This window comes from Streptomyces sp. NPDC001100 (assembly GCF_053598575.1).
This window is the reverse complement of the sequence record NZ_JBSFKO010000068.1, coordinates 1-16,057: the sequence shown is the minus strand read 5'-3', so window position 1 is coordinate 16,057 and position 16,057 is coordinate 1. Positions and strand designations below refer to the sequence as shown.

Annotated in this window: 15 protein-coding genes; 7 read left to right on the top strand and 8 right to left on the bottom strand. The window is 71.3% G+C overall.

Annotated elements, in window-relative coordinates; genetic code table 11:
• Positions 1–175: 175 nt before the first annotated feature.
• Both ACWDEW_RS47285 and ACWDEW_RS47280 read left to right on the top strand, forming a co-directional pair.
• The gene (locus ACWDEW_RS47285; RefSeq protein WP_450522331.1) at positions 176–3,133 is read left to right on the top strand and encodes a BTAD domain-containing putative transcriptional regulator; all 2,958 of its coding nucleotides are present in this window, start codon (positions 176–178) and stop codon (positions 3,131–3,133) included.
• A gap of 220 nt (positions 3,134–3,353) precedes the next feature.
• Positions 3,354–3,551, top strand: coding sequence for a hypothetical protein (locus ACWDEW_RS47280; RefSeq protein WP_450522329.1), 198 nt, complete (start codon positions 3,354–3,356; stop codon positions 3,549–3,551).
• 81 nt (positions 3,552–3,632) lie between these two features.
• On the opposite strand, the gene ACWDEW_RS47275 is transcribed toward ACWDEW_RS47280, so the two are convergent.
• The 3 genes from ACWDEW_RS47275 to ACWDEW_RS47265 all read right to left on the bottom strand — a co-directional run bounded on the left by ACWDEW_RS47275 (position 3,633) and on the right by ACWDEW_RS47265 (position 5,921).
• On the bottom strand, positions 3,633–3,962 hold the full coding sequence (locus ACWDEW_RS47275) for a hypothetical protein (RefSeq protein WP_450522359.1): 330 nt from the start codon (positions 3,960–3,962) through the stop codon (positions 3,633–3,635).
• A gap of 66 nt (positions 3,963–4,028) precedes the next feature.
• On the bottom strand, positions 4,029–4,310 hold the full coding sequence (locus tag ACWDEW_RS47270) for a hypothetical protein (protein ID WP_450522328.1): 282 nt from the start codon (positions 4,308–4,310) through the stop codon (positions 4,029–4,031).
• A gap of 30 nt (positions 4,311–4,340) precedes the next feature.
• On the bottom strand, positions 4,341–5,921 hold the full coding sequence (locus ACWDEW_RS47265) for a FadD3 family acyl-CoA ligase (protein WP_450522327.1): 1,581 nt from the start codon (positions 5,919–5,921) through the stop codon (positions 4,341–4,343).
• A 114-nt stretch (positions 5,922–6,035) separates the two neighbouring features.
• Here ACWDEW_RS47265 and ACWDEW_RS47260 point away from each other — a divergent pair, with 114 nt between their 5' ends.
• Genes ACWDEW_RS47260 through ACWDEW_RS47250 form a run of 3 tightly spaced genes read left to right on the top strand, consistent with a single transcriptional unit; the run spans position 6,036 to position 8,394 of the window.
• A complete protein-coding gene (locus tag ACWDEW_RS47260; protein ID WP_450522357.1) occupies positions 6,036–7,184 on the top strand; it encodes a lipid-transfer protein in 1,149 nt (382 codons plus the stop codon).
• 23 nt (positions 7,185–7,207) lie between these two features.
• Positions 7,208–7,624, top strand: a complete 417-nt coding sequence (locus ACWDEW_RS47255; protein WP_450522326.1) for a Zn-ribbon domain-containing OB-fold protein — start codon at positions 7,208–7,210, stop codon at positions 7,622–7,624.
• Positions 7,621–8,394, top strand: a complete 774-nt coding sequence (locus ACWDEW_RS47250; protein ID WP_450522324.1) for an enoyl-CoA hydratase/isomerase family protein — start codon at positions 7,621–7,623, stop codon at positions 8,392–8,394. Before ACWDEW_RS47255 ends, ACWDEW_RS47250 begins: the two co-directional genes overlap by 4 nt.
• 15 nt (positions 8,395–8,409) lie before the next feature.
• Here the strand turns inward: ACWDEW_RS47250 and ACWDEW_RS47245 are convergent, their stop codons facing one another.
• The 3 genes from ACWDEW_RS47245 to ACWDEW_RS47235 all read right to left on the bottom strand — a co-directional run bounded on the left by ACWDEW_RS47245 (position 8,410) and on the right by ACWDEW_RS47235 (position 12,223).
• Positions 8,410–8,943 (bottom strand): hypothetical protein, encoded by a 534-nt coding sequence (locus tag ACWDEW_RS47245; RefSeq protein WP_450522322.1) that lies wholly within the window; start codon positions 8,941–8,943, stop codon positions 8,410–8,412.
• 32 nt (positions 8,944–8,975) lie between these two features.
• Positions 8,976–11,321 (bottom strand): serine/threonine-protein kinase, encoded by a 2,346-nt coding sequence (locus ACWDEW_RS47240; protein WP_450522320.1) that lies wholly within the window; start codon positions 11,319–11,321, stop codon positions 8,976–8,978.
• A gap of 179 nt (positions 11,322–11,500) precedes the next feature.
• The gene (locus ACWDEW_RS47235; RefSeq protein WP_450522318.1) at positions 11,501–12,223 is read right to left on the bottom strand and encodes a VOC family protein; all 723 of its coding nucleotides are present in this window, start codon (positions 12,221–12,223) and stop codon (positions 11,501–11,503) included.
• Between the two features lie 134 nt (positions 12,224–12,357).
• On the opposite strand from ACWDEW_RS47235, the gene ACWDEW_RS47230 reads away from it, so the two are divergent.
• Entirely contained in the window at positions 12,358–12,993 is a 636-nt protein-coding gene (locus tag ACWDEW_RS47230; RefSeq protein WP_019075507.1) for a TetR family transcriptional regulator, read from the top strand.
• Between the two features lie 61 nt (positions 12,994–13,054).
• Here ACWDEW_RS47230 and ACWDEW_RS47225 read toward each other — a convergent pair whose 3' ends face one another.
• Positions 13,055–13,540, bottom strand: coding sequence for a nitroreductase/quinone reductase family protein (locus tag ACWDEW_RS47225; protein ID WP_450522316.1), 486 nt, complete (start codon positions 13,538–13,540; stop codon positions 13,055–13,057).
• On the bottom strand, positions 13,537–14,727 hold the full coding sequence (locus tag ACWDEW_RS47220) for an acyl-CoA dehydrogenase family protein (RefSeq protein WP_450522314.1): 1,191 nt from the start codon (positions 14,725–14,727) through the stop codon (positions 13,537–13,539). Before ACWDEW_RS47220 ends, ACWDEW_RS47225 begins: the two co-directional genes overlap by 4 nt.
• Before the next feature lie 76 nt (positions 14,728–14,803).
• On the opposite strand from ACWDEW_RS47220, the gene ACWDEW_RS47215 reads away from it, so the two are divergent.
• Complete coding sequence (locus ACWDEW_RS47215; RefSeq protein ID WP_450522312.1) at positions 14,804–15,976, top strand: thiolase C-terminal domain-containing protein; 1,173 nt, start codon at positions 14,804–14,806, stop codon at positions 15,974–15,976.
• Positions 15,977–16,057: the final 81 nt, after the last annotated feature.

The window sequence follows — 16,057 nt, the reverse complement described above, 5'->3', positions numbered from 1 at the left end:
GCTAGCTGGATCCGGGTTCGGGGTGCTCGGTTCTGTGCGGAACTGTGCGTGAGCCGTGTGAGCGTCATGTGATATCCCGCGCGGCGACCTGTGAGCGCTGTCTCCGAGTGCTGACGCGACCGCCGCGAACAAGGCAAACTGTCGTAGTTATCAGGCATGCCTAGGGGGAACGGCGATGGACGGTGGACCGCGAGTACCGGAGCAGCGGCGCCCCGACTCCGACTCGGAGGAGTCGACGGCGCTGCGCTTCAGCGTGCTCGGTCCGGTACGTGCCTGGCGGGGCCCCGATTCCCTCGCCACCGGCTCGCCGCAGCAACGCGCCCTGCTGGCCGCGCTGTTGCTGCGCGAGGGTCGCACCGCGACCGCCGCCGAGCTGATCGACGCCCTGTGGGGTGACGACCCTCCGTCGCAGGCGCTGGCCGCGGTGCGCACCTACGCGTCCCGGCTGCGCAAGGCGCTGGACGCCGGGGTGCTGGTCAGCGAGTCGGGCGGGTACGCCGTACGGGGCCTGCCCGAGGGCGCGCTGGACGCGGCGGTGGCACAGGACCTGGCGATGGAGGCGGAGAAGGCGAAGTCGGCGGGCGACCTGTGCCACGCACGGGACCTGCTGGGCCGTGCGCTCGCCCTGTGGGACGGGGAGGCGCTGGCCGGCGTACCCGGCCCCTACGCGGAGGCGCAGCGCGTCCGCCTGGAGGAGTGGCGGCTCCAACTCCTGGAATCCCGCCTCGACATGGACCTGGAGCAGGGCTGCCACGCGGAGGCGGTCAGCGAGCTGACGGCCCTCACGGCCGCGCACCCCCTCCGGGAACGCCTCCGTGAGCTGCTGATGCTCGCGCTGTACCGCTCGGGCCGCCAGGCGGAGGCCCTGGCGGTGTACGCCGACACCCGGCGCCTGCTCGCCGACGAACTCGGCGTGGACCCGCGCCCCGGCCTGCGCGAACTCCAGCAGCGCATCCTCCAGGCCGACCCCGGCCTCGCGGAACCGTCCGCACCCGCACCGGAGACCGCGCCCGCACCGGTCCGCCCCCATCAACTCCCGGCGACGGTCCCGGACTTCACCGGCCGCGCCGCCTTCGTGTCCGAACTGAGCGAGGTCCTCGCCTCGGCCGAGGGCCGCGTCATGGCGGTCTCCGCACTGGCCGGCATCGGCGGCGTCGGCAAGACGACCCTCGCCGTGCACGTCGCCCACCAGGCCCGATCCGCCTTCCCCGACGGCCAGTTGTACGTCGACCTCCAGGGCGCGGGCTCGCGTGCGGCGGAACCGGAGACCGTACTCGGCGCGTTCCTGCGGGCGCTCGGCACCGCGGACTCGGCGATACCGGACTCCCTGGAGGAACGCTCGGCCCTGTACCGCTCGGTGCTGGACGGCCGCCGGGTCCTGGTGCTGCTGGACAACGCACGGGACGCGGCCCAGGTGAGGCCGCTGCTGCCGGGGACGGAAGGCTGCGCGGCGCTGGTGACGTCGCGGGTGCGGATGGTGGACCTGGCGGGAGCCCATCTCATCGACCTGGATGTGATGTCCCCCGAGGAGGCGTTGCAACTCTTTACGAAGATCGTGGGCACCGAACGCGTCGCTGCCGAACGGGAGTCGGCCCTGGACGTGGTCGCCGCGTGCGGCTTCCTGCCGCTCGCGATCCGCATCGCGGCCTCCCGGCTGGCGGCCCGCCGCACCTGGACGGTCTCGGTCCTCGCGGCGAAACTCGCGGACGAGCGGCGGCGGTTGGACGAGCTCCAGGCCGGCGACCTCGCCGTGAAGGCCACCTTCGAGCTGGGCTACGGCCAGTTGGAGCCGGCCCAGGCACGGGCGTTCCGCCTGCTGGGGCTGGCCGACGGCCCCGACATCTCCCTCGCCGCGGCAGCGGCCGTACTGGACCTGCCTGTTGAGGAGACCGAGGACCTGCTGGAGTCCCTCGTCGACACGTCGCTGGTGGAGTCGGCGGCTCCGGGGCGGTACAGGTACCACGACCTGGTGCGGCTCTACGCGCGTGCGTGCGCGGAGCGGGACGAGTCACCGCCGAGCGAGCGGGGTGCGGCGCTGTCGCGGTTGCTGGACTTCTATCTGGCCACCGTCTCGGGGGTCTATCTGATCGAACGGCCCGGGGACCGGCTGGTGGATCACCTGGAGCCCAGCGCGTACCCGGGGCTGGTGTTCGCGGACCGGCACGCGGCGCAGGACTGGCTCTACGCGGAGGCGATCTGCCTGCTCGCCTGCGTACGCCAGGCCGCCCGTCCGGGCACGCTGCGTCGCGCCGTCGACGTTCTGTGGGCAGCGGTCGACCTGGCGGAGTCCGGCACCAACTCCAAGGAGTACGAGGCGGTTGCCGTGCTGCTGCGCAACACGGCGCGGGAGGCGGGGGATTCGCGTACGGAGGCACGCGCGCTGACGCTGCTCGCCTTCGTGCACCACATCTCCGGCAGCCGGTTCGACGTGGCGCTCCAGGAAGCCGAGCGGGCAACGGAGTTGGCCACGGCGGTCGACGATCCGCTCACCGGCTGCTGGTCCTCCAACATCAGCGGTGTCGTCGCGCTGTACCAGAACCGGCACGAGGAGGGTGCCGCCCACTTCACCCGGGCCATCGAGAGCTTCCGCGCCCTCGGAGACCGCCCCGGCGAGGCCAGCGCCCTGTGCAATCTCTCGCGCATCCACCTGGCCACTTCGCGGACGGCGAGCGCGGTGGCGCTGGCCCAGCAGGGCACGGCGATGTACGACGACATGGGGCACGACCTGAGGGGCGCCAACGGACGGTACGCCCTGGGGCTCGCTCTCACCCAGAGCGGGCAGCTGGCCGAGGCGACCGAGTGCCTCAACCAGGCCCTCCAGGTGTTCCGGGACAGCCGCCAGCGCCTCTGGGAAGGCATGACCCTGTTCCGGCTCGCCGAACTCGACCTGGCGGCACGCCGTCCGGCACAGGCCGCGGTCAACGCCGAGGCGGCCCTGACGCTCCTGCGCGGTATCGGCGGCGAGTGGCGGCGGGGCAACGTCCTCACCGTGCTCGGACGCGGCCTCGACGGCATCGGGCAGCTCGGCCGCGCCCAGGTGTGCTGGCGTGAGGCCCTCGGCATCTTCGAGACGCTGGGAGCGCCCGAAGCGGACCAGGTCAGGGGCCTGTTGACACCGACAGCGGCGGCCTGACGCCGGCGGAGCCGCCGCTCGCCGGCAGGGTCGTTCATCGTTCGTTTATCGCGGTTCGACACTCTCGGATGTGCCGGGCCGTCGCGTCGGGGGGCAGACGGAACGGCTGGTGGCCGGACATCTATGGTGTACCGGCCCCTACGGATCCGTCCGGCGATCCTCGGGGGAGTTGCCGGGCGGATCCCGCCCAATCACCGCACGTAACAGGGGAGCCAGTGAGATGAGCGACGACAACAGCACCGACAACGTCCACGCCACGGACGAGCCGACCACCGTGACCCCGGACAACGTCCACGCCACGATCGGGCCCGTCACCGTGAAGAACGTCCACGCCACGGACGAGCCGCTCACCGCGGTACTCGCCGAGGACGGCGACGCGACGACGGACAACGTGCACGCCACCGACGAGCCGGTCTGACCAGCTCGACCACACGGGGGATCGGCCGCAACGGCACCGAGGGGGAGCCGTTGCGGCCGATGTGTGTCCGGGGTCGGGGCCCTACAGGCCTCTGACGGCCACCCGCGCCGCGCACAGCTTCCGCATGTCGTCCACGTCGGACGTGTACAGCACAGCTCCGCCCGGCTGACGTCCGGCGATGACCGCGAGGGCGGCGTCGATGGCGTATTTGTGTCCGTGCAGGCCGGTGTCCTTGAGAAGGCTGATCGCGGCGTCGGCGACTTCCCGCGTCACGGGTTCCACGACGATGCGGGACGTCACCCAGCTCCAGGCCTCACGCCGGACGTGGCTGTGGTAGGCCTCGATCAGGGTCATCGAACTGGTCACCACCCGAAGCCCCTTTTTGTGAGCGGCTGCCAGCAGCGCCGTCATCCCGCGATCCCGCAGCGCCGCCCGCGACAGTCCTTCGCTGTCCAGCACCAAACAGTCGAGTGCCACTCAGCCCGCCATCGGAAGCTCGTGCTGCCCGGAAGCGGCAGGGCCGTCGAGCTGGCGTTCGACATCGCTCAGCTCGGCCTCCGCCGCCGCCAGTTCCTCCGGGGTGAGCGGCCCACCACTCTCCTCCTGCATCCACGCGACCAGCTCCCCCAGCCGATCCCGCTCGTGCTGACGCTCTATGGCCTTGGTGACATACGCGCTGAACCCCCCGCTCCCGACCTCCCGCCGAATCTCCTCGGCAAGCTCTTCCGGCAGCGTGACGGTGTACTTCTTCGTTGCCATACCCGTCACCATACCGCGCGCCCTGGCGCGTCACGACCCCCGCAATTCCCCCTTCACCACCTTCCCGCTCGCATTCCGAGGCAGCTCCCCCACGAACTCCACCACCCTCGGCACCTTGTAGTTCGCCATCTCGCGCCGGGCCCAGGCGATCAGGTCGTCGGCGGTCAGAGTCACCCCCGGCCGCCGGACGACGTACGCCGTCCCGACCTCCCCGAGCCGTGCGTCCGGTACGCCGATCACCGCCACGTCGGCCACGTCGGGATGCAGCCCCAGCTGCTGCTCTATCTCCGCCGGGTACGCGTTGAAGCCGCCGACGATGAACATGTCCTTGATCCGGTCGGTGATCCGCAGGTTGCCGTCGGCGTCCAGGACGCCCACGTCACCCGTGTGCAGCCAGCCGTCCTCCCCCAGGACCTCCGCCGTCGCCGCCGGGTCCTCGTAGTAGCCGCGCATCACGTTGAAGCCGCGGACCAGCACCTCGCCCGGGGAGCCGACCGGCGCCTCCACCCGGACCTCCGTGCCCGGGATCGCGCGGCCCGACGTCGACGCGATGACCGACGGGTCGTCCCCGCGCCGGCACATCGTGACGATGCCGCTGGCCTCCGAGAGGCCGTACGCCGTCAGGACCGTGTCCACGCCCAGTTCGCCCCGCAGCCGCTCCACCAGCCGCAACGGCACCACCGCCGCGCCCGTGACCACGAGCCGCAGCGCGGACAGGTCGTGCGCGTCCCGGGCCGGGTGGTCGAGGAGGGACTGGTGGAGGGTGGGCGGGCCCGGGAGGACGGAGACGCGTTCGGCGGCGATGTTCGCCAGCACCGTGTCCACGTTGAACACCGGCTGCGGGATCATCGTCGCGCCCCGCATCAGACAGGCGATCACGCCCGCCTTGTAGCCGAAGGTGTGGAAGAGCGGGTTCACGATCAGGTAGCGGTCGCCCTGCCGCAGACCGGCCAGGTCGCTCCAGATCTCGTATCCCCGCAACGTCTGCGCGTGCGTGATCACCGCGCCCTTCGGGCGGCCCGTCGTGCCCGAGGTGAAGATGATGTCGGAGACCGTCGAGCCGTCCAACTCCCCTGCCCGCGAGCGCACTTCTTCCTCCCCCACCCCCTCCCCACCCGCCAGGAAGTCCTTCCAGGTGCGGAAGTCGGCGGGCGCGTCGTCGGCCAGGACCACGACCTGTTCCAGTGCCGGGAGCCCGGGCAGCGGGCCGTCGCCCGCACCCTCCCCCGCCGCCCGGCGCAGCGACGCAACGTACGACGTCCCCAGGAACGTCCCGGTCACGAACAACAGCCGCGCCCCGCTGCCGCGCAGCACATACGCCGCCTCGGTCCCCTTGAAGCGCGTGTTCAGCGGCACCAGGACCGCGCCCGCCGACACCGCGCCCAGCGCCGAGACGATCCAGTCCAGCGAGTTCGGCGCCCAGATGCCGACCCGGTCGCCGACCTCGACACCGGCGGCGAGACAGGCCGCCGCCGCGCGTTCGACCCGGGCGCCCAGTTCGGCGTAGGAGATACGCGTCCGGCCCTCGACCACCGCCTCGGCGTCCGCGTACCGTTCCGCGGCCGACCGGACCAGGCCCGGGATGCTGCCCCACTCCTCGTCTCCGCGCATGAACGGCCTCCCTGTACCCAGTAGCTGACTGCCCGTCAGATTAGCTGTAGCCTGACGCCCTGTCAGCTTCCCCGGGTGTCACGCGGAGGTGCACGGAGAATGGCCGGACAGCGCATGGCCGGACTGAAGGACGCGACCGCGATCGTCGGCATCGGACAGACCTCCTTCGCGAAGCAACTCCCCGAGGACGAACGGACCTTGGCCTGCCGTGCCGTACTCGCCGCGCTCGACGACGCGGGCATCGCCCCGGGCGAGGTCGACGCCCTCGCCTCCTACACGATGGAGGAGACCGACGAGGTCGAGCTCGCGAAGGCGGTCGGCTTCGGGGACCTGACCTTCTTCAGCAAGGTGGGCTATGGGGGTGGCGGTTCCTGTGCCACCGTCGCCCATCTCGCCACCGCCATCGCCGCCGGGCAGGCGACCGTGGGGGTGGCCTGGCGGTCACGGAAGCGGGGCAGCGGGGCAAGACCCTGGACCAACACCGACCGCCAACTCCCCACCCCCGCCCAGTGGACCCGCCCTTTCGGGCTCCTCCGGCCGGCGGATGAAATAGCCATGCTCACCCGCCGCTACATGTACGAGTACGGCGCCACCCGCGACCATCTCTTCAACGTCGCCCTCGCCTGCCGGAACCGCGCCAACCAGAACCCGGCCGCGATCATGTACGACCGCCCGCTCACGCGCGAGATGTACATGACCTCCCGCTGGATCAGCGAACCCCTCTGCCTCTTCGACAACTGCCTTGAGACGGACGGGGCGTTGGCCTGTGTCGTCGTCTCGCGCGAGCGCGCCCGGGACTGCCGGCGCACCCCGGTCCACATCCACTCCGCCGCCCAGGGCCTCCCCGCCCAGCACCACGGCATGGTCAACTACTGGAACGACGACCCCCTCACCGGCCCCGCCTGGACCGCCGCCCGACACCTGTGGAAACACGCCGACTTCACCCCGCAGGACGTCGATGTCGCCCAGATCTACGACGCGTTCACCGCCCTCGTCCCGCTCTCCCTGGAGGGCTACGGCTTCTGCGGAAGAGGGGAGGGCGGTGCCTTCACCGAAGGGGGCGCCCTCGAGATCGGCGGGCAACTCCCCCTCAACACCAGTGGCGGCGGGCTCTCCGAGGCGTACGTCCACGGCTTCAACCTGATCAACGAGGGCGTACGGCAGTTGCGCGGCACCAGCACCGCCCAGGTCCCGGACGCCGCCACCTGCCTGGTCACGGCGGGCGAGGGCGTCCCCACCTCCGCCCTGCTGCTCACGAAGTGAAGAGAAACGAGGAGTTGACCGCCATGCTCACTCCCGTCACCGACACCGACGGCGCCCCCTTCTGGCAGTACGCCCGTCAAGGCGAACTCCGCGTCCAGACCTGCGCCGACTGCGCCGAACCCCGCTTCCCGCCCCGCCCCTGCTGCCCCCACTGCCAGTCCTTCGCGAGCGAGTGGCGGCAGGTGAGCGGGAGGGGTCGGGTCTGGTCGTACGTCTTCCCGCATCCGCCGCTGCTGCCCGACTACGCCGCCGTCGCGCCGTACAACGTGATCGTCGTCGAACTGGTCGACGCCCCGCGGATCAGGCTGGTCGGGAACCTCGTCAGTGAGGCCGGGGCCGCCCTCAACTCCCTCTCCCCCAGCCGGATTCGGATCGGGGCGCGGGTGCAGGTCGTGTTCGACGCGGACGGGCTTCCGCAGTGGGTTCTGGAGCGGCCATGACGCTCCGGATCGCCGCCGACAAGGACACCGGGGTCGCCGTCGTCACCCTGGACCGGCCGCACAGACTCAACGCCGTCGACCTCGCCACGGCCGCCGAACTGGGCGCCGTATGGCGGGAGTTCCGGTTCGACGACACCGTACGGGCCGTCGTTCTCACCGGAGCCGGGGAGCGGGCTTTCTGCACCGGACTCGACCGGGACGCGGTCGTGCCGCAGCCCAACTCGCCCTATATGCAGGACGATCCGCTGCTCAACATCGGGCCGAAGGCCAACGACCTGTGGAAGCCGGTGATCTCCGCCGTGTGCGGGATGGCCTGCGGCGGGGCCTTCTACCTGCTGGGCGAGAGCGAGTTCGTCGTCGCCGATCCGACCGCCGTGTTCTTCGACCCGCACACCACCTACGGCATGGTCAGCGCGTACGAGTCGGTGCTGATGGCGCACCGGATGCCGTACGGCGAGGTGGCGCGGATGATGCTCATGGGGACGGCGGAGCGGATCTCCGCGCAGCGCGCCCACGACATCGGGCTCGTGTCCGAACTCGCCCCTCCTGGCGGGGCGTTGGAGGCCGCCGTGGCCTGTGCAGTCGTCATCGCCGGGTATCCGACCGAGGGTGTCCAGGGCACCGTACGGGCGCTGTGGGCGGCGAAGGAGGCGGCGCGGGCGCAGGCGTATGCGCAGGCGCCGCCGCTCATCGCGCTCGGGAATCTGCCCGACGAACGGCAGGCGGAGCTGTTCGCCGGGCGGCGGAGCGGCGAGTTCCGGATCCGGTGAGGGACCCGGTGAGGGTCAGGTCCCCGGGGTCGCCCTGGGGTCGACCTCGCAGTGGTCGATCGGGGTGGAGGTGCCGAGCACCCGCACCCGGACCGTCGCCGTGCCCTTCGCCGGGACCTTGACGTCCGCGTAGTTGAAGTCGACCTCGTTGTCCTGGGCGTCCTTGAAGGTGACGTCGACGGAGAAGGTGGCCTTGCGGCTGTTCGGGTTGCTGACCTCGACCGTCGCGTACTGCTTCTTCGCGGTCGCGCAGCTCACCAGCTTCGCCGTACCGTCCTGGAGGCTGCTGCCGCCGCTGCCCGTGGAGGACGTGGAGGTGGGTGTGGAGCGGTAGTCGGGCCGGTGGGTGTACGAACTGCCGCCCGACGAACCGCCCGTTGTGCTGGTCGAGGTGTCGTGGTCCTGGCTGGAGCTGCTGCACCCGCCCCCACCGCCACCGCTCCGGTGCCGGCTGCCGCTGTGGTGCCGCCCGGTGGAGAAGCCGGTGAGGGTGAGAACCGTCAGTGCCAGTACCGCCGTGAGTTTGAGCCTGCGCCCCCGCGTTTGCATCCGTTCATGCTACCGACCCCAACGGGCGCCGCTCACGCGGTCCTTGCGGTGCCCGTCCCCTTCTCCGCGTCGAGGGCGTACACGCAGCGGTCCTTGCTGCACGCGTACACGACGCCCTCCCGGACGACGGGCGCCCCGGTGATCTCGCCGCCGGTCGCGAGCTTCCAGCGGAGCCGGCCGTCGTCGGCCTTGAGGGTGTAGAGGAGGTGGTCGGTGGAGCCGAAGTGGATGCGGCCCTCGGCGACGGCGGGGGCGCCGACGATGTCGCCGCCCGCCTGGAAGCGCCATTTGGGGGTGCCGGTGACCGCGTCGAGCGTGTACAGGCCCTTGCCGCTGCCGACGTGGACGTGTCCGGCGGCGACCAGGACCGGTTCGATGGAGGCGCGCGGTTCGGTCGCGATGCGCCAGCGGTCGCGGCCGTCGGCGGCGTCGAGAGCGTAGACCGTGCCGAGGTAGTCGGCGAGGTAGATGCCGCCGCCGGTGACCGCCGGGCCGGGGGCGAAGGTCGGGGCGCAGAGAAAGACCGCCGGTGCCTCGAAGTGCCAGCGGACCCGGCCGCTCGTCACCTCGACGGACAGGACGCGGGTGCCGGCGGCGACGTAGACGTGGCCGTCCGGGGCGGCGGTGACCCGTACGGGTACGCCCCCGCAGGAGGCCGCGTCGCCGATCGGGTACGCCCAGCGTTCCTCGCCCGTCCGGGCGTCGAGGGCGCGCAGCCGGGCGTCCTGCCACACGTAGACGGTGCCGTCGTGCAGCGCCGGGCCCGCCTCGGGGGACTCGAAGTCGGTCTGCGCGCCGGTCAGCTGCCACAGCTGCTGCCCGGTGGCCGCCTCCCAGGCCTGCACCCCTCCGCCGCGCGTGCCGGTGACGACGGTGCCGCGGTCGGCCTTGAGGGAGTACACCCAGGCCTCGGTGGACAGCCGCCACAGGTCACCGCCCTCGCGGGCGTCCAGGGCGAAGAGGGTGGGGCCGTCCGAGGCGTGGATACGGCCGTCCGCGACCGCCATCGACCAGGCGACGTCGCGGGTCTTGAAGGAGCGGCGGCCGGTCTGCACGTCCAGGGCGTGCACCTCGAAGGAGGTGACGTAGACGAGGTCGCCGGCGACGGTCGGGGTGCCCCACACGTCGTTCGACATGCGGAACCGCCAGGGGCGCCAGCCGGAGGCGGTTTCCGGGGGCAGCGGCGGCGGTGCGGGTACGGCGGGTCCTACGGCGGCGTCGGTGCCGTTGACGCCGGGCCGGGGCCGGGACCAGGAGGCGACGAGGCCGGCCTCCGGAGGGGGTGCCTTCACGGCGGCGGCGCGGGCGTCGGCGACCCGGGGGCCGGGGCCGATCGGCACGGGCGCGCCGGCCAGCCGTACGGGCCCGGTGTCGGGGGCGCCGACCGGGACGGGCACGACGGGGTCGTGGGAGGGCGGCGGCGGTACGGCGGCGCGGCCACCGCCGCTGCGGCCGGCGGTGGGCGTCGGTTTCACGGGCGGGCGTCCGCCGCGCCGGGTCTCGATCAGGGTCACCGCGCGCTCGGGCAGCCAGGCCGAGGCCGTACCGCTGTCGTCGGAGCCGGAGCCGAAGAGGTGGGGCGCGAGTTGCGCCTGGAGGTCGGCCGGATTCGGGCGGCCGGTGGCCTCCATCTGCATACAGGACTCGATGAGGGGGCGCAGTTCGTCCGGGAGGCCGGTGAGGTCGGGGCCCTCGCGCAGCAGCATGAAGACGGTCTCGACCGGGTTGGCGCCGTGGAACGGAGGGTGTCCGGTGGCGGCGAACACGAGCATCGAGCCGAGCGAGAACACGTCGCTCGCGCCGGTGACGCTGCGGGAGTCCTTGGCCTGCTCGGGGGACATGTAGGCGGGGGTGCCCACCGCCACGTTCGTCATCGTCAAACGGGTGTTCGACACACCGGAGGCGATACCGAAGTCGATGACCCGCGGCCCGTCCTCGACCACGAGCACATTGGACGGTTTGAGGTCACGGTGGACGAGACCCGCCCCGTGAATGGACTGCAGCGCCTCCGCGACCCCCGCCGCGAGCCAGCGCACCGCCTGGGCCGGCATCGGCCCGCACTCGTTCACTATCTCTTCGAGGGAGGGCGCGGGAACGTACGCGGTGGCCAGCCACGGCACGGCCGCCCGGGGATCGGCGTCGACCACGGCAGCGGTGTAGAAACCGGAGACGGCCCGCGCGGCTTCCACCTCGCGCGTGAAACGGACCCGGAAGAGCTGGTCCTCGGCGAGTTCCGTCCGCACGGTCTTGATCGCCACGCGCCGGCCGGACGCCGAGCGCGCGAGATAGACCAGCCCCATGCCGCCCGCGCCCAGCCGTCCCAGCACCTCGAACGGCCCGATCCGCCGCGGATCGTGCTGCGTCAGCTGATCCACCACTTGCCTGCCACCTCCCCGTACGGGCCACGCCACTCACATATGTACGCGACCCCGTGCAGCGTCTCACCACCGCACCGCCATGGCGGCACGCACCCTGATTCTTCCTGGCCGGGCCACAGGTTGCGAACCCGGCGACTAATCGGGGTGTCTCGGCATATCTCCGGACAAACGTCCAGGTGTCAGCGTTGCTGCAGCGCGAACGACGCCCCTTGATTGTCGGTGACGACGGCCACTTTTCCGTACGACGTCTCGAAGGGCGGGACCTGAAGCCGCCCGCCGAGCCGCTGCACGGCCCCCAGAACAGCGGTGATGTCCTCGACCCGGAAGTGCACGAGGAAGTGCGGGGGCATCTCCACCGGGAAGACGTCGGAGACGGGCGCCCGCCCGAAGTCGGGAACGGCCTCCGGTCCGAACAGGGCGTCTGTGAAAAGTCCGCCGTAGAAAGTGTTCGCGGTCTCCGTGTCGCGGGCGTACAGCTCGGCCCAGCCGAAGGTGCCCGCCTTGTGCCGGAGCCCGAAACCGGGGTGCCGGGCCGCCTGCCACAGGCCGAAGACGGCACCCTCCGGATCGGCGGCCAGAGCGGCCGTGCCCAGCTCCCCCACCGGCATCGGCGCCATGAACACCTGCCCGCCGGCGTCCCGGATCCGCCCGGTCAGCCGCACCACGTCCGGCGTCGCGAAGTACACCGTCCACACGGTCGGCAGCCGCCCGTCCGCCTTGTGGGCGAGCGCCGCGACCGGCTCACCGTCCTTGCGGGCCCATACGGAGCCGCCGTACGCCTCCTCGAAGGTCCACCCGAAGAGCTCACCGTAGAACCGCCTGCCCGCAGCCAGGTCCGGCAGCTGCGCGTCCACCCAGCAGGGGACGCCCTCTCCGTACGCGGATGCCCTGTTTTCGGCCATACCGTCAAAGTAGCGGCGCCGCACGCACCCCGCAGACCAGGCACACCACCCTCCGGACCCTCGTGCACCCCATTTGCAGTCGGCCGAATCGCGCTCCGATCACCCCTCGGTAAGCTGACGGCATGACAGGACAAGTGCGTACCGTCGACGGCCGCGTGGCCGGCCGGCGTGGGCAGGCGACCCGGCAGAAGCTGCTCGACTGCCTAAGCGAGATGCTCAGCTCCTCCCCCTACCGGGACGTCAAAGTCATCGATGTCGCCCGGAAGGCGGGGACTTCACCCGCGACCTTCTACCAGTACTTCCCGGACGTCGAAGGCGCCGTCCTGGAAATCGCCGAGCAAATGGCAACGGAGGGCGGGCAGTTGACCGAACTGCTGGCCGGACGGTCATGGGTCGGCAAGGCCGGCTGGCAGACCTCGCAGGAACTCGTGGACGGGTTCCTGGAGTTCTGGCGCAGGAACGACGCGATCCTGCGGGTCGTCGACCTCGGAGCGGCCGAGGGCGACAAACGCTTCTACAAGATCCGCATGAAGATCCTCAACTCCGTGAACAACTCTCTCTCGGACGCGGTCGCCGAACTGCAGTCCAAGGGCAGGGTCGACAAGGACGTGAACCCGGCGGCGGTCGCCGGCTCACTGGTCGCGATGCTCGCGGCGGTCGCCTCGCACCAGAAGGGTTTCCAGACGTGGGGCGTCAAGCAGGCTGAACTCAAGCCGAACCTGGCGCTGTTGGTCCACCTGGGCGTGACCGGCAAGAAGCCGACGAAGTAGCGGTTCCTGTTTCCCAGGTTCTGACTTCTCAGGTCCCAAGTCCTGTCTCGCGGGCGGCGGTTCACCCAGGTGGACCGTCGCCTGCCCTGCGTGTGATCCGGAACAGCCGGATCTCCCGGTCGACCCGCGCCTGGTACACGGCGTACGGGGGCCAGAAGACCAGCGCAGCCTTCCACACCTCGGCCCGCTCCTCGCCCTCCAACAACCGGGCGGTGACCGGGATCTCCTCGCCCTTCCAGCTGATCTCCGCGTCGGGATGGACGATCAGGTTGCGCGTCCAGGCCGGATGACCCGTGCGCCCGAAGTTGGACCCGATCAGAATCCACCCGTCCTCAACCGGCATACAGGCCAGCGGAGTACTGCGCCGCTGCCCACTCCGCGCACCCCTCGCGGTCAGAATCACCCCCGGCAGCATCTGCGCACTGAGCAGCACCTTCCCCCGCGTCAGCCGGTGCACGGCCCGGTCGAGAGCGGGAATGACATGCGGGGCGACGCGAGCGAACCCGGGCGTCGACGAAACCCTCTGCACCAGCCGCACACCGATCACACCGTCACCTCACGGCTCTCGAAGAGACACGCACCCTCGGCGGCGTGCGCCCGCAGCCGGTGCACCGGCCCGAAGAGCAGTTCGTCGCCGGCGGCACGCTTGAAGGAGAGATGGGCCTCATGTTCCCAGGTGAACCCGATCCCCCCGTGCAGCTGGATCCCCTCGGCGGCGGCCCCGCGCAGGGCCTCCAGCGCCTGCGCGAGGGCGAGCCCACCGACCCGCTCCCCGTTGCCGATGGCCCAAGCCGCGTAGTAGGCAGCCGACTTGGCCGCCTGCACCTGCACATACACATCGGCCAGCCGGTGCTTCACCGCCTGGAACGACCCGATCGCCCGCCCGAACTGCTCACGCTGCTTGACGTGTTGAACGGTCCGCTCCAACGCCCGGTCGGCGGCCCCGACGGCCTCGGCGGCGAGTACGGCGGCAACGGTGTCACCGAGCGCGGAAAGCTCCCGCAGCAGCCGCGGACTGTCGTCGTCTCCAAGCAACTCCCCTTCCACATCACGCAGTTCGATCCGCGCCTGCGGCCGGGTGGCGTCGAGGGAGGTCTGCCGGGTCCGTACGAGCCCGTCGGCGTCCCCCGCGACGAGGAAGAGGAGAGTCCGTGACCGGGCGAACCCGCCGGCATGGGCTGCGACAAGGAGCAACTGGGCACTGTGCCCGTCGAGAACCTGCGCGACCTGCCCGTACAACCGCCAGCCACCGTCGCCCAGTCGCCTGGCCTGCACCCCGCCCGCACGCCCGCCGCCGGCCCACTCGCCGTCATTGGGGCCGGTGAGGGTGAGGGCGGCGGTGAGGGCGGTGCCGGGTACGGCGAGGGCGGCGGTCATCGACCCGGCGGCGATGCGGGGCAGCAGCGAGGCGCGCTGGGCTTCGCTGCCGAGTTCCAGAACGAGCGGCGCGACGAGCACGGCGGTGGCGAGGAGCGGCGAGGGCGCCAGGAAACGGCCGGTCTCCTCAGCCGCGAGGGCGAGTTCGGTCGCCGAGCAGCCGACACCGCCGTAGGCCTCGGGGAGGGCGAGCCCGGGCAGGCCGAGCTGTTGGGCAAGGGCGGTCCAGAGGGCGGGGTCGTGTCCGGCAGGGGTATCGACGGCGGCACGCAACTCATCGGAACCGCACCGCTTTTGGAGCAGTTCGCGGAGGGTACGGCGGATCTCGTCCTGCTCGGCGGTGAAGCTGGCGTCCATGACACTTCCCTCCAGATCTGACGGTCCGTCATATTAGGAGTCCAGGCTCGATATGCACAGAGGGAGGAGGCCCCTCATGACACCGGGGAGCCGCAAGGTCGCCGTGGTGGGCGTGGCACTGTCCGACTGCGGACGGGTCGACGACACGACCCCCTACGCCCTGCACGCCCAGGCGGCCCGCCGCGCACTCGCCGACGCGGGCCTGGACCGGACCGTGGTGGACGGCTTCGCGTCGGCGGGCCTGGGCACGCTGCCGCCGGTGGAGGTGGCCGAATACCTGGGCCTGCGCCCCACCTGGGTCGACTCCACCGCGGTCGGCGGCTCCACCTGGGAGGTCATGGCGGCGCACGCGGCGGACGCGATAGCGGCCGGCCACGCGAACGCCGTGCTGTTGGTCTACGGCTCGACGGCCCGCGCGGACATCAAGGCGGGCCGCAGAACCGGCGACCTCTCCTTCGGCGCACGGGGCCCGCTCCAGTTCGAGGTCCCCTACGGCCACACGCTGATCGCCAAGTACGCGATGGCCGCGCGCCGCCACATGCTCGAATTCGGCACGACCGTCGCGCAGTTGGCCGAGGTGGCGGTACAGGCCCGCGCCAACGCCGCCCTGAACCCCGAGGCGATGTTCCGCGACCCGATCACGGTCGACGACGTCCTCTCCGGCCCGATGATCGCGGACCCCTTCACCAAACTGCACTGCTGCATACGGTCCGACGGCGGAGCGGCGATCCTGCTGGCGGCCGAGGACTACGTCCGGGACTGCCGTACGGCACCGGTCTGGATACTCGGCACCGGAGAACACGTCTCGCACGCCTCAATGTCCGAATGGCCCGACTTCACGGTCTCCCCGGCGGCGGTCAGCGGCCGACTGGCCTTCGAACGAGCCGGGGTCCGCCCCGAGGAGATCGACTTCGCGGAGATCTACGACGCGTTCACCTATATGACGCTGGTGACGCTGGAGGATCTGGGCTTCTGTGCGAAGGGTGAAGGGGGCGCCTTCGTGGAGAAAGGACGCTTGCGGGTGGAGGGCGGCGAACTCCCCGTGAACACGGACGGCGGCGGCCTGTCGGCCCAACATCCGGGTATGCGGGGGCTGTTCTTGCTGGTGGAGGCGGTCAGGCAACTGCGAGGAGAGGCAGGTGCACGGCAAGTCACTGTTGAGCGGGGGGAGTTGCCTCGCCTCGGAGTGGCCTCTGGGACGGGGGGATGGTTCTGCTCTTCGGGGACGGTGGTGTTGGGGCGGGGGTGACGGTGTTGGTCGCGAGGCCTCTGGATGGTGGACGTTGGGCCACTCGCTTCTTTGTCAGTGTCGGGCTTCCACGGACCGAGT

Excerpts from the sequence above, each read along its gene's own strand:
- ACWDEW_RS47275 (WP_450522359.1), bottom strand. The coding sequence starts at position 3,962 with ATGACGGCGCTGCTGGCAGCCGCTCACAAAAAGGGGCTTCGGGTGGTG.
- ACWDEW_RS47270 (WP_450522328.1), bottom strand. The coding sequence starts at position 4,310 with ATGGCAACGAAGAAGTACACCGTCACGCTGCCGGAAGAGCTTGCCGAG.
- ACWDEW_RS47285 (WP_450522331.1), top strand. The coding sequence starts at position 176 with ATGGACGGTGGACCGCGAGTACCGGAGCAGCGGCGCCCCGACTCCGAC.
- ACWDEW_RS47235 (WP_450522318.1), bottom strand. The coding sequence starts at position 12,223 with ATGGCCGAAAACAGGGCATCCGCGTACGGAGAGGGCGTCCCCTGCTGG.
- ACWDEW_RS47280 (WP_450522329.1), top strand. The coding sequence starts at position 3,354 with ATGAGCGACGACAACAGCACCGACAACGTCCACGCCACGGACGAGCCG.
- ACWDEW_RS47245 (WP_450522322.1), bottom strand. The coding sequence starts at position 8,943 with ATGCAAACGCGGGGGCGCAGGCTCAAACTCACGGCGGTACTGGCACTG.
- ACWDEW_RS47260 (WP_450522357.1), top strand. The coding sequence starts at position 6,036 with ATGGCCGGACTGAAGGACGCGACCGCGATCGTCGGCATCGGACAGACC.
- ACWDEW_RS47215 (WP_450522312.1), top strand. The coding sequence starts at position 14,804 with ATGACACCGGGGAGCCGCAAGGTCGCCGTGGTGGGCGTGGCACTGTCC.
- ACWDEW_RS47250 (WP_450522324.1), top strand. The coding sequence starts at position 7,621 with ATGACGCTCCGGATCGCCGCCGACAAGGACACCGGGGTCGCCGTCGTC.
- ACWDEW_RS47265 (WP_450522327.1), bottom strand. The coding sequence starts at position 5,921 with ATGCGCGGAGACGAGGAGTGGGGCAGCATCCCGGGCCTGGTCCGGTCG.
- ACWDEW_RS47220 (WP_450522314.1), bottom strand. The coding sequence starts at position 14,727 with ATGGACGCCAGCTTCACCGCCGAGCAGGACGAGATCCGCCGTACCCTC.
- ACWDEW_RS47255 (WP_450522326.1), top strand. The coding sequence starts at position 7,208 with ATGCTCACTCCCGTCACCGACACCGACGGCGCCCCCTTCTGGCAGTAC.